Consider the following 12,756-nt stretch of genomic DNA (forward strand, 5'->3'; position numbering starts at 1 on the left):
GTCATTCCTCTCCAAACTCGCGCGCCACAGCCCTTTGCTTGGCCATCGGCGATTGACAGTCTTTGCCTGACTTAGCATGGTAGCGCTATCAGAAAAAGGCGCTGACGTGGGTGTTGGCCGACGAATCAGCGCCACCGAGGGGGTAGCCGAAATGCCGATGGTAGCGCCGCGTACTCTTCACCGCTCGCTGGCGATTCTGCTCGCCTGCACCGCGCCGATCGCGCTCGCCGGCGCTGCGCCGCCGCCCGCGCCCGCTGCGGAGGCCAGCCCGCTCTACAAGGATGCTGCTGCACCCATTGCTGCACGCGTCGACGACCTGCTCAAGCGCATGACGCTGGAGGAAAAGGTCGGCCAATTGCTGACGGTGTGGGGCGCCAAGGCGCAAATGCTCGACGCAAAGAAGCGGATCGATCCGGTCAAGGTCGCCGCGCTCTTTCCCAACGGGTTCGGCGGGTTCGCGCGCCCGTCCGACACGCTCGGCGCCGGCTCGCCGCGGGTGACGCCCGGTCACGACGTGAAGGGCACGATCGACGTGGTCAACACGCTGCAGCGTTATGCGCTGACGAAGACGCGGTTGGGCATCCCCATCCTGTTCCACGAGGAAGGCCTGCACGGTTATGCTGCGCGGGACGCGACCAGCTTTCCGGTGCCGATCGGCCTGGCGTCGAGCTGGGACCCCGACATGATCCGCCAGATCAACACGATCACGGCGCGCGAGATCGCTGCGCGCGGCGTGACCCTGGCGCTGTCGCCGGTGGTGGACGTCGCGCGCGATCCACGCTGGGGGAGGATCGAGGAGACGTTCGGCGAGGATCCCTATCTCGTCGGCGAGATGGGCGTCGCCGCGGTGCAGGGCCTGCAGGGCGCGGACAAGGCGGAGAAGCTCGCGCCTGGCAAGGTGTTCGCCACACTCAAGCACCTGACCGGACACGGCCAGCCCGAGAGTGGCACCAATATCGGCCCGGCCCAGATCTCCGAGCGCGAACTGCGCGAGAATTTCTTCCCGCCCTTCGAACAGGCGATCACCCGCGTCGCGCCGGGCGCGGTGATGCCGAGCTATAACGAGATCGACGGCACGCCGAGCCATGCGAGCAAATGGCTGCTGGGCGATGTGCTGCGCGGCGAATGGGGTTTCACCGGCGCGATCACCAGCGATTATGACGCGATCGATCAGCTGCGGTCGATCCACCATATCGCCGCCGACCGGACCGAAGCGGCATTGCTGGCGATCAACGCCGGCGTCGATTCCGACCTGCCCGAGGGCGACAGCTACAAGACGCTGGTCGACTCGGTCCGCGCGGGCAAGGTCTCCGAGGCCGTGATCGACTCTGCCGTGCGCAAGATGCTGGAGATCAAGTTCCGCGCCGGCCTGTTCGAACATCCTTATGCCGATGTCGCGGCCGCGCTGAAGATCACCAACAATGCCGAGGCACGCGCGCTGGCGCGGACCGCGGCGGCGCGGTCGATGGTGCTGCTCAAGAATGATGGCACGCTGCCGCTCGCCATGCCGACGGGCGCAGCAAAGCCGACCATCGCGGTGATCGGCCCGAGCGCCGCGGTGGCGCGGCTCGGCGGCTATTATGGCCAGCCGCCGGTGACGGTCTCGATCCTCGACGGCATCAAGGCAAAGCTCGGGTCGCGCGCCACTGTCATCACGTCGGAAGGCGTGAAGATCACCGAGAATGACGATTGGTGGGAGGACACGGTCAAGCTGGCCGACCCGGCCGAGAATGCGAAGCGCATCGCCGCGGCGGTCGAGACGGCCAAGGGTGCCGACACGATCGTCCTCGCGATCGGCGATACCGAACAGACCAGCCGCGAGGCTTGGGCGAACAACCATCTCGGCGACCGGTCGAGCCTCGATCTGGTCGGTCAGCAACAGGATCTGTTCGACGCGCTGAAGGCGCTGGGCAAGCCGATCGTGGTGGTGATGATCAACGGCCGGCCGCTCGCGATCAACAAGGTCGCGGCCGAGGCCAATGCGGTGATCGAAGGCTGGTATCTCGGCGAGCAGGGCGGCAACGCCGTCGCCGATGCGCTGTTCGGCGACGTCAATCCTGGCGGCAAGTTGCCGGTGACGATCGCACGATCGGTCGGGCAATTGCCGATGTTCTACAACTACAAGCCTTCGGCGCATCGCGGCTATCTGTTCGGCGAGGCGACGCCGCTTTTCCCATTCGGTTATGGGCTCAGCTACACCAGTTTCACGGTCGGCGCGCCGCAGCTTTCGGCGACGACGATCCGTCCCGATGGTCAGGTCGAAGTGAAGGTCGATGTCGCCAATACCGGCAAGCGCGCGGGCGACGAGGTCGTGCAGGTCTATGTCCGCGACTCGGTGAGTTCGGTGACGCGGCCGGTGAAGGAACTGAAGGCGTTCCGCCGCGTCACGCTCCAGCCGGGCGAAACGAAGACCCTGAGCTTCACGCTCGATCGCCGCGCCTTCCAGATGTGGAATCTGGATATGAAGCGGGTGGTCGAGCCCGGTCAGTTCGAGATCATGGCCGGTGGGAACTCGGTCGATCTGAAGTCCGCTACCCTGACGGTCGCGCCATGATCGGCCGGCGCCGGCTCCTGGTCTGGCTATCCTCGGCCAGCGTCGCGGGGCTGACCCCGGGCGTCGCTTTCGCGCGCGCCGCGAAGCCGCTCTACAAGGATGCGCGCGCGCCGATCGCCGAGCGGGTCAAGGATCTGCTCGGGCGGATGACCCTGGAGGAGAAGGTCGCGCAGACCATCGCGCTCTGGGCGACCAAGGCCGAGATCATGGACGGCCTGGCCTTCGATCCGGCCAAGGCGAGCACTGCCTATCCCAACGGCATCGGCCAGATCAGTCGCCCCTCGGACAAGCGCGGCGGGCCGGGCATCGTCAATACCGAAGGCGGCACCGGCGCGCGCTGGCGGACGCCTGCGGAGAATATCGCGTTTAACAATGCTGCGCAGCATTGGGCGCTGGAAGAGACGCGCCTCGGCATCCCCGTTCTGTTCCATGAGGAAGCGCTGCACGGTTTCATGGCGACCGAGGCGACCAGCTTTCCCCAGGCGATCGCGCTGGCGGGAAGCTTCGACACCGGTCTCGTCCGCCGGGTCAATGCGGTGATCGCCCGCGAGGCGCGGGCGCGGGGCGTGCCCTATGTGCTGTCGCCCGTCGTCGATATCGCCCGCGACCCACGCTGGGGGCGCATCGAGGAAACCTTTGGCGAGGACCCCTATCTCTGCGGCGAGATGGGCGTCGCGGCGGTCGAGGGACTGCAGGGCGTCGGCAAGGGCGAGCGGCTGGCAAAGGACAAGGTGTTCGCCACGCTCAAGCACATGACCGGGCACGGCCAGCCGCAATCGGGCACCAATGTTGGCCCCGCGCAGATATCGCAGCGCGAGCTGCGCGAGAATTTCTTCCCGCCCTTCCGTGAAGTGGTGGAGCGTACCGCGATCGGCGCGGTGATGCCGTCCTATAACGAGATCGATGGCGTGCCGAGTCACGCCAATCACTGGCTGCTGCAGGATGTGCTGCGCGGCGAATGGGGTTTCGACGGTGTGGTCGCGAGCGACTATGGCGCCGTCGAGGAACTCGATCGCATCCACCATGTCGCGGTCGACAAGGCCGATGCGGCACGGCGCGCGCTGGCCGCCGGCGTGGATTGCGAACTGCCCGACGGGATCGCCTACCGCGTGCTGGTCGATGAGGTCCGCGCAGGCCGGGTAAGCGAGGCGGCGATCGATACCGCGGTGTCGCGCATGCTGACGCTGAAGTTCCGCGCCGGGCTGTTCGAGAACCCCTATGGCGATGTGACGCTCGCGGCGCAGATAACCGGCAATGCCGAAGCGCGCGCGCTGGCGCTGGAGGCGGCACGCAAGAGCATCTGCCTGCTCAAGAATGACGGCACGCTCCCGCTCAGGGCCGGCGCGCAGAAGATCGCGGTGATCGGCCCCAATGCCGCCCCGGCGCGGCTCGGCGGCTATTCGAGCGTGCCGAAGCAGAAGATCGGCCTGCTCGACGGCATCAAGGCCAGGCTCGGCACGGACGTGATCCACGCCCGAGGTGTCGCCATCACCACCAGCGAGAATCCGACCGACAATGAGGTAATCCTCGCCGATCCGGCGAAGAACCGCGCGATGATCGCCGAAGCGGTCGAGGCGGCGAAGGCGGCCGATGTGATCGTGCTGGCGGTGGGCGACAATGAGCTGACCAGCCGCGAGGGTTTCGCGAAGAACCATCTCGGGGATCGGACCGGTGTCGACCTGCTCGGCGAACAGAATGCCCTGTTCGAGGCACTGCACGCACTGGGCAAGCCGGTCGTGGTCGTCGCGATCCATGGCCGCCCGGCGAGCTGGCCGACCGTCGCGGCCAAGGCCAATGCGATCCTCGATTGCTGGTATGTCGGGCAGGAAGGCGGCACCGCCATGGCCGAGGCGCTGTTCGGCGATGTGAATCCGGGCGCCAAGCTGCCCGTCACGGTGATCCGCGACGCGGGACAGATTCCGTTCTTCTACAATCACAAGCCAAGCGCGCGGCGCGGCTATCTGTTCGACGACGCGGCACCGCTTTTCCCGTTCGGGCACGGCCTCAGCTACACCCGCTTCACCGTCGGCGCGCCGCAGCTGTCGGCGACCACCATCGCACCGGACGGCAATGTCACCGTCTCGGTCGAGGTCGCCAATACCGGCGCCCTCTCAGGGGATGAGGTGGTACAGCTCTATATCCGCCACCTAGATGCCTCGGTCACGCAACCGGTGATGGCGTTGAAGGGCTTCGAGCGGGTAACGCTCGCGCCGGGCGCGCGGAAGACGGTCCGTTTCACGCTTGGGCCCAAGGCTTTTCGTATCTGGAACGTCGCGATGAAGGAAGTCGTCGAGGCGGGCCGGGTGGAAATCATGACGGGGAATAGCTCCGCCAAGGTACAATCCGCGATCCTCACGATCGCCTGAGTGGAAGAACCATGCCGAAGATCACCAATGCGCGCGTCATCGTCACTTGCCCTGGGCGCAATTTCGTCACCCTGAAGATCGAGACCGACGAGGGCGTCTACGGCTTGGGCGATGCGACGCTCAACGGGCGCGAACTGAGTGTCGCGAGCTATCTGCAGGATCATGTCGTGCCCTGCCTGATCGGGCGCGATGCGCACCGCATCGAGGATGTCTGGCAGTTCCTCTACAAGGGCGCGTACTGGCGCCGCGGCCCGGTGACCATGTCGGCGATCGCCGCGGTCGACACGGCGCTGTGGGACATCAAGGGCAAGATCGCCGGCCTGCCGGTCTATCAGCTGCTCGGTGGCGCGAGCCGCGAGGGCGTGATGGTGTACGGCCATGCCAACGGCAAGACGATCGAGGAAACGATCGACAACGCGCTTCATTACCAGTCGCTCGGTTACAAGGCGATCCGGCTCCAGTCGGGCGTGCCGGGCCTTGCCTCGACCTATGGCGTCTCGAAGGACCGCTATTTCTACGAGCCCGCCGATGCCGATCTGCCAAGCGAGAATGCCTGGTCGAGCGAGAAATATCTCCGCTCCGTCCCGCCACTGTTCGAAAAGGCGCGCGAGGCCTTGGGCTGGGACGTGCATCTGCTGCACGACATCCACCACCGCCTGACCCCGATCGAGGCAGGCCGCCTCGGCAAGGATCTGGAGCAATATCGCCCCTTCTGGCTGGAGGATGCGACCCCGGCCGAGAACCAGGCGAATTTCCGCCTGATCCGTCAGCACACCACTACCCCGCTCGCCGTCGGCGAAATCTTCAACTCGATCTGGGACTGCAAGCAGCTCATCGAGGAACAACTGATCGACTATATCCGCGCGACCGTGGTTCATGCCGGCGGCATCACCCATCTGCGTCGCATCGCCAGCTTTGCCGACATGCACAATGTCCGCACCGGCTGCCATGGCGCGACCGACCTGTCGCCCGTCTGCATGGCGGCGGCGCTCCATTTCGACCTGTCGGTCCCGAACTTCGGCGTGCAGGAATATATGCGCCACACCGACGAGACCGATGCGGTGTTCCCGCATGCCTACACTTATGACAACGGCCTGATGCACCCGGGCGATAAGCCCGGCCTCGGCGTCGATCTCGATGAGGAGCTGGCGGCGAAGTACGAGTACAGCCGCGCCTATCTGCCGGTGAACCGGCTCGAAGACGGCACGATGACGAATTGGTGAGGGCAGCATGAACGCGACCGCCGGCGCGGAAGCGCCCGTCTTGCCCAAGCCGTCAGTCAAGGTCCGCTGGATCGTCTGCGGGCTGCTCTTCGCGGCGGTCGTGCTCAGCTATATCGACCGGCTCGTCCTGTCGGTGCTGAAGCCCGATCTCGCCGCGCAATATCATTGGACGGAGGCCGGCTATGCCGATCTCGCGGTCGCGTTCCAGCTTACCTACGGCGTCGCTTATGTGATCTTCGGTCGGTTGGTCGATCGGGTCGGGGCGAAGATCGGTTATGCCGTCGCCGTCACGCTCTGGACGATCGGGCACGTCTCGCACATCTTCTTCACCACCACGACGGGCATGATGATCGCCCGGCTCACCCTGGCGTTCGGCGAGGCGGGCACTTTCCCCTCGGCACTGGCCGCCGCCAATGAGTGGTTCCCGAAGCGCGAGCGCGCCTTCGCGATCGGCATCTTCAACGCGGGCTCCAATATCGGCGCGATCGTCACGCCGCTGCTCGTGCCGATCATCACCATCGCGTTCGGCTGGCGCTGGGCGTTCATCCTGACCGGCTTGCTGACGGTGGTCTGGCTCGCCGCCTGGCTGGGTTTCTACAACCGCCCGTCAAAGCATCCGCGCGTCTCGCCCGAGGAACTGGCCTTCATCGAATCCGACCCCGCCCAGCCCGAGCAGGTGCGGGTGAAGCGCGGCTTCGTCGACGGTACCGTGGCGCTGTTCCAGGATTATCGTGCGCTGTTCCGCCATCGCCAGACCTGGGCCTATATGGCCGGGCGCTTCCTGATCGATCCGGTGTGGTGGACCTTCCTGTTCTGGCTGCCCGACTTCTTCAACAAGCAATATAATGTGAAGATGCTCGAATTCGGGCCGCCGCTGGTCATGATCTATCTGATCGCGGATGTCGGCTCGGTGGCGGGCGGCTGGATTTCGTCGCGGCTGATCGGCAAGGGTTATTCCATCAACCGGTCGCGCAAGACGGCGATGTTCTTCATGGCCTTGTTTGCGCTGCCGATTGCCTTTGCCACCGCCGCGCCGAACATGTGGGTCGCGGCCGGGCTGATCGGCCTTGCTTGCGCCGCGCACCAGGGCTTCTCGGCCAATGTCTACACCATCCCGGGCGACCTTTTCCCACGCTGGCGCGCCGGCTCGGTGATCGGGCTCGGTGGTCTCGCCGGCGCGATCGGCGGCGCCTTGATGGCGAAATACGCAGGCTATATCCTGGCGACCGTCGGCAGCTTCCAGCCGATCTTCATTCTCGCGGCGTGCTCCTATCTGCTCGCGCTGCTTGTCGTCCACCTGATCGTGCCGCGCTGGGAGCCGGCCGTTCTCGCGCACAACGAAGGCAATCCATGACCAAGCTGACGCTCCACCCCGACCGCCTGTTCCCCGCCGAAGGCCGCACGCGCGACATCGCGCGTGCCTTGTACACCGGTGTCAAAGACCTGCCGATCGTCTCCCCGCACGGCCATACCGATCCGTCCTGGTTCGCCTATGACCAGCCCTTTGCCGATCCGGCGCAGCTGCTGATCGTGCCCGATCACTATGTCTTTCGCATGCTCTACAGCCAGGGCGTTCCGCTGGAGAAGCTCGGTGTACCGACCGAGGATGGCAGCCCCACCGAGACTGATGGCCGCGCGATCTGGAAGATCTTTGCTGACCATTATCACCTGTTCCGCGGCACGCCGTCGTCGATGTGGCTCGATTGGGTGTTCGCTGAATGCTTCGGCTTCGAGGAACGGCTCGATCCGTCGACCGCCGATCATTATTACGACTCGATCGATGCTGCGCTGAAGACGCCGGCGTTCCGCCCGCGCGCGCTGTTCGAGCGTTTCGGCATCGAGGCGATTGCGACCACCGAGAGCCCGCTCGACCCGCTCGACCACCACCGCGCGATCCGCGAGAGCGGCTGGAGCGGCCGGGTGATGACCGCCTATCGTCCCGATCCCGTGATGGACCCGGAGGCCGCAGGCTTCCTCGCCAATATCGCGCGTTTCGGCGAGACGGCGGGCGAGGATATCGCGACCTTCGCCGGCTATCTCCGCGCGCACCAGTTCCACCGCGCGCGTTTCCGCGAGGCCGGGGCGACCTCGACCGATCACGGCCATCCCAGCGCCTTCACGGCGAACCTCCCCGCCGCCGAGGCCGAGGCGCTCTACCAGAAGGTCCGCGCCGGCCAGGCGAGCGCTGCCGAGGCCGAGCTGTTCCGCGGCCAGATGCTGACCGAGATGGCGCGTATGTCGATCGAGGACGGCATGGTGATGCAGCTCCATCCCGGCGCGTTCCGCAGCCACAACCCCGGCGTGCTCGCCCGCTTCGGTCGCGACAAGGGCGCCGACATCCCGCTGCCGAGCGAGTTCGTCCACAACCTCAAGCCGTTGCTTGATGCCTATGGCAATGATCCGCGCCTGACCTTGATCCTCTTCACGCTCGACGAGGATACGTATAGCCGCGAGCTCGCCCCGCTCGCCGGCCATTATCCGTCGCTGCGGCTCGGCCCGCCCTGGTGGTTCCATGACAGCCCCGAGGGCATGCGCCGCTTCCGACAGCGCGCGACCGAGACGGCGGGCTTCTACAACACGGTCGGCTTCAACGACGACACCCGCGCCTTCCTGTCGATTCCGGCGCGCCACGATGTCGCGCGTCGGATGGACTGCACTTTCCTCGCCCAGCTCGTCGCCGAGCACCGGCTTGAAGAGGACGAAGCGCATCAGGTGGCGAAGGCGCTGTCCTATGATCTGGTGAAGGCGGCGTACAAGCTGTGACCCGCCTCTCCAACGAAACGCTCGACGCGCTCCCCGCCGACGTCGCTGTCCCTTCCTATGATCGCTTCGCCGTGAAACACGGCGTCGTGCATCTCGGCATCGGCGCGTTCCACCGCGCACATCAGGCAGTGATATTCGAGGCAGCGCTTGAATCGGGCGACCTGCGTTGGGGCATCACCGGTGCGTCGCTGCGCTCGGCCGGGGTGCGCGACGAGATGAACCCGCAGGATGGGCTCTACACCGTCGTCACGCGCGACGGGTCGGGCGATGCACTGAGAGTCATCGGCGCCGTGCGCGAAGTACTCGTTGCGCCGGAAAACCCGGAGGCGCTGGTCGAGCGACTGGCCGATCCCGACGTGCACATCGTCACGCTCACCGTGACAGAGAAGGGCTACAAGCTCGATCCGGCGACCGGCGCGCTGCTGACCGACGATCCCGACGTCGCGGCCGATTGCGCCGATCTCACCGCGCCGAAGACCGCACCCGGATTCCTCGTCGCGGCACTGTCCGCGCGGCGCGATCTGGGCCTGTCGCCCTTCACCGCGATCTCCTGCGACAATTTGCCGCATAATGGCCGCCGGCTCGAACAGGCAGTGCTCGCCATCGCGCGGGCGCACCGCGCGGATCTGGCCGAGTGGATCGAGACGTATGGCGCGTTCCCTGAGACGATGGTCGACCGCATCGTACCCGCCACCACCCCGGCGGACGTCGAAAAGCTCGAAACCGCCCTGGGCGCGAGCGACCAGGCCATGGTGAAGGCCGAGCCCTTCCTGCAATGGGTGATCGAGGATCGTTTCTGCGGCCCCCGTCCCGCGTTCGAGAAGCTCGGCGTGCAGATCACGGCCGATGTCGCGCCATGGGAAGAAGCCAAGCTGCGCATGCTCAACGGCGCGCATTCGGGCATCGCCTATCTCGGCGGGCTGGCCGGCATCGACTTTGTCCATGAGGTCGTCGCGATCCCGGCGTTCAAGCGCTTCGTCGAGGCGCTGTGGGACGAGGCCGAAGCGACCCTGTCGCCGCCGCCGGGGCTCGACGTTGCCGCCTATCGCACGGCGCTGATGGAGCGCTTCGCCAACCCGGCACTTCAGCATCGCACGCGCCAGATCGCGATGGACGGGTCACAGAAACTGCCGCAGCGCCTGCTCGCGCCGATCGCGGCGCGGCGGGCCAAGGGGCTGGGTGTCGATGCGTTGGCGCTCGCCGTCGCGGCATGGATGCGCTGGCAGGGCGCGCGCGATGACAGCGGGGCTGTTCATGTCGTCGACGATCCGCTCGCCGCCGTCACTGCCGCCCGGCTCGACGGCCTGACGGATCCCGCGGCGCAGGTCGCGGCGCTGCTCTCGATCGACGCGGTGTTCCCGCCGACGCTTGCCGCCGACGAGATGTTCCGCGCGGCGTTGGTGCGGCACCTCGCATCGCTCTCTACCAAGGGTACGCGCGCCGCGGTGGAGGCATTGTGACCGGGTTCAACCGCCGTGAAGCGCTCGGCGCTGCGGCAGCGGCGGCCCTGCTCGTGCCCGGCCAGGCGCTGGCAGCGGCACCGGGGCTCGATGCGATCGGCAAGCAGCGCGGCATTCGCTTCGGCACCTGTCTCGGCGGTCGGGGTTTCCAGGACGCGCGCTACCGTGCGCTGATCGCCGAGCAATGCGGGCTGATCGCGCCCGAGAATGAGCTGAAATGGCAGGCGCTCCGGCCTGACGCGAAGACCTTCGATTTCGCCCGCGCCGATGCGCTGATCGCCTGGGCCAAATCGGTCGGGCTCGGCGTGCGCGGCCATACGCTGCTGTGGCAGAAGACCGAGCGCTATCCGAAATGGCTGATCGAGCATGATTTCGGCACCAGCCCGCGCGCCGAGGCGGAGCGGCTGCTGACCGAGCATGTCTCGACCGTCGCGGGCCGCTATGCCGGCGTACTGGCGAGCTTCGACGTCGTCAACGAGGCCGTCGACGAGAAGACCGGCGAGCTGCGCGAGACCGTGCTGACCACCCCGCTCGGTGCGGAGACGGTGATCGACATCGCCTTCCGCACCGCCCGCGCCGCGGCGCCGCACATGCAGCTCGTCTATAACGACTATATGAGCTGGGAGCCGGGCAACCAGCTCCACCGCAGCGGTGTGCTCAAGCTGCTCGAAGCGCTGAAGAAGCGCGGCACGCCGGTCGATGCGCTGGGCATCCAGTCGCATATCGGCGCGCCCGGTCGCGGCAATGGCGCTCCGTTCGGCACGCGCGACGAAAAGGCCTGGCGCGCGTTCCTCGACGACGTGACCGGCATGGGGCTGAAGCTGCTCGTCACCGAGATGGACGTGAACGACAAGCTGTTGCCGACCGACATCGTCGCGCGCGACCGCGCAGTCGCGGATTATGCCAAAGCGTTCCTCGACTCCCTGCTCATCTATCCGCAGCTCGATACGATCCTCTTCTGGGGGCTGGCCGACAACTATAGCTGGCTTCAGGGCCTGACGCCGCGCCCCGACGGGCTGGCCAAGCGCTGCTGCCCCTATGGCATGGACTATGAGCCCAAGCCGATCCGCGAGGCGGTTGCGGCCGCCCTGCGCGGCGCGGCGCAACGATAGGAGGGGGCCGATGAGCATGATCAAACGCGCGATCGCCGTATCGCTCTTGTGTGTGGCGGTCGCCGGCTCCGCCGTGCCGCCGCCTCAGCGCTGGTTGCGGAGCTGGGCTTCCTCGCAGCAGATTCCCGAGCCGAACAACGCCCTGCCGGAGGCCGATCTGAAGGACGCGACCTTGCGCCAGATCGTGCGGATCAGCACCGGGGGGCAGCAGGTTCGGGTCATCTTCTCGAACGCCTTCGGTACCGAGCCGTTGCGCATCGATGCCGCGCATGTCGCGCTGTCGGCAGGCGGTCCGACATCGAAGATCGATCCCGCGAGCGACCATGCCCTGACGTTCGATGGTGCACCCGAGGTGACGATCCCCGCCGGCGCGAGCTATGCGTCCGACCTGGTTCAGTTGCGCGTGCCCGCGCTGACGAGCCTCGCAATCACCCTTCACCTCCCCGATGCACCCGCGCGGCAGACCAGCCACCCGGGGTCGCGCGCGACCTCCTATGTCATCCACGGCAACAAGGTTCGGGATGTCGAACTGACCGGCGCCAAGACGATCGATCACTGGTACCAGATTGCCGGCGTCGATGTGCTGGCCGGGTATGAGGGAAGCGCGGTCGTGACGCTCGGCGATTCGATCACGGACGGCAACGGCTCCACCACCAATGGTAACGATCGCTGGCCCGATCGCCTGGCCGACCGGCTCCAGGCCTCGCCCGCCACGCGCAAGGTGTCAGTGCTCAACCACGGCATCGGCGGCGGGCGGCTGCTGCTCGACGGGCTTGGCCCCAATGCGCTCGCCCGCTTCGACCGCGACGTGCTGGCCCAGACCGGGGTTCGCTACCTGATCGTGCTGGAGGGCGTGAACGATCTCGGCACCTTCACCCGCGATGCGCCGCAGAGTCCGGAGGCGCATGCCGCGCTCGTCCGGCGGATTATCGGCGCCTATCGCCAGATCGTCACCCGGGCCCGTGCCGCCGGCATCAAGGCGATCGGCGCGACGATCCTGCCCTATGGCGGCAACGACTATTATCATCCCGACGCGCAGAACGAGGCCGATCGCCAGGCGATCAATGCCTGGATCCGCGAGCGCGGCAATTTCGACGCAGTGGTCGATTTCGACGCGGTGATGCGCGACCCGAAGAACCCGATGCGCATGCGTGCCGATGTCGACAAGGGCGATCATCTCCACCCGAGCGTCGCCGGCCACCGTGCGATGGGCGACGCCGTACCCCTGTCGCTGTTCAAATGAGGGAAGCGAACAAGGGCTTTGACACCGCGACACCG

Annotated in this window: 8 protein-coding genes; all 8 read left to right on the top strand. The window is 66.5% G+C overall.

The window, feature by feature from the left end; all coding sequences use genetic code 11:
- Positions 1-157: 157 nt before the first annotated feature.
- From WC729_RS27710 to WC729_RS27745, 8 genes are read left to right on the top strand one after another with little or no spacing between them, the layout of a single operon-like run.
- The gene (locus WC729_RS27710) at positions 158-2,554 is read left to right on the top strand and encodes a glycoside hydrolase family 3 N-terminal domain-containing protein (protein ID WP_372858124.1); all 2,397 of its coding nucleotides are present in this window, start codon (positions 158-160) and stop codon (positions 2,552-2,554) included.
- Positions 2,551-4,920 carry a glycoside hydrolase family 3 N-terminal domain-containing protein gene (locus WC729_RS27715; protein ID WP_372857908.1) on the top strand — a complete coding sequence of 790 codons (2,370 nt, stop codon included), beginning with the start codon at positions 2,551-2,553 and terminating at the stop codon, positions 4,918-4,920. Before WC729_RS27710 ends, WC729_RS27715 begins: the two co-directional genes overlap by 4 nt.
- 11 nt (positions 4,921-4,931) lie before the next feature.
- Positions 4,932-6,143, top strand: coding sequence for a D-mannonate dehydratase ManD (gene manD, locus WC729_RS27720; protein ID WP_372857910.1), 1,212 nt, complete (start codon positions 4,932-4,934; stop codon positions 6,141-6,143).
- 7 nt (positions 6,144-6,150) lie between these two features.
- Positions 6,151-7,497 carry an MFS transporter gene (locus WC729_RS27725; RefSeq protein ID WP_372857911.1) on the top strand — a complete coding sequence of 449 codons (1,347 nt, stop codon included), beginning with the start codon at positions 6,151-6,153 and terminating at the stop codon, positions 7,495-7,497.
- Complete coding sequence (gene uxaC, locus WC729_RS27730; protein ID WP_372857913.1) at positions 7,494-8,906, top strand: glucuronate isomerase; 1,413 nt, start codon at positions 7,494-7,496, stop codon at positions 8,904-8,906. Before WC729_RS27725 ends, uxaC begins: the two co-directional genes overlap by 4 nt.
- Positions 8,903-10,366, top strand: coding sequence for a mannitol dehydrogenase family protein (locus WC729_RS27735; RefSeq protein WP_372857914.1), 1,464 nt, complete (start codon positions 8,903-8,905; stop codon positions 10,364-10,366). The genes uxaC and WC729_RS27735 overlap by 4 nt, the downstream gene beginning before the upstream one ends.
- Positions 10,363-11,478, top strand: a complete 1,116-nt coding sequence (locus tag WC729_RS27740; protein ID WP_372857916.1) for an endo-1,4-beta-xylanase — start codon at positions 10,363-10,365, stop codon at positions 11,476-11,478. Before WC729_RS27735 ends, WC729_RS27740 begins: the two co-directional genes overlap by 4 nt.
- 10 nt (positions 11,479-11,488) lie before the next feature.
- Complete coding sequence (locus tag WC729_RS27745; RefSeq protein WP_372857917.1) at positions 11,489-12,721, top strand: SGNH/GDSL hydrolase family protein; 1,233 nt, start codon at positions 11,489-11,491, stop codon at positions 12,719-12,721.
- Positions 12,722-12,756 lie beyond the last annotated feature (35 nt).

It is taken from the genome of Sphingomonas sp., assembly GCF_041661825.1.
Classification (GTDB): domain Bacteria; phylum Pseudomonadota; class Alphaproteobacteria; order Sphingomonadales; family Sphingomonadaceae; genus Sphingomonas.

Bases quoted from the DNA above. Each gene is read 5' to 3' on its own strand.
- WC729_RS27725 (WP_372857911.1), top strand. From the start codon at position 6,151: ATGAACGCGACCGCCGGCGCGGAAGCGCCCGTCTTGCCCAAGCCGTCA.
- uxaC (WP_372857913.1), top strand. From the start codon at position 7,494: ATGACCAAGCTGACGCTCCACCCCGACCGCCTGTTCCCCGCCGAAGGC.
- WC729_RS27715 (WP_372857908.1), top strand. From the start codon at position 2,551: ATGATCGGCCGGCGCCGGCTCCTGGTCTGGCTATCCTCGGCCAGCGTC.
- WC729_RS27710 (WP_372858124.1), top strand. From the start codon at position 158: ATGGTAGCGCCGCGTACTCTTCACCGCTCGCTGGCGATTCTGCTCGCC.
- WC729_RS27745 (WP_372857917.1), top strand. From the start codon at position 11,489: ATGAGCATGATCAAACGCGCGATCGCCGTATCGCTCTTGTGTGTGGCG.
- manD (WP_372857910.1), top strand. From the start codon at position 4,932: ATGCCGAAGATCACCAATGCGCGCGTCATCGTCACTTGCCCTGGGCGC.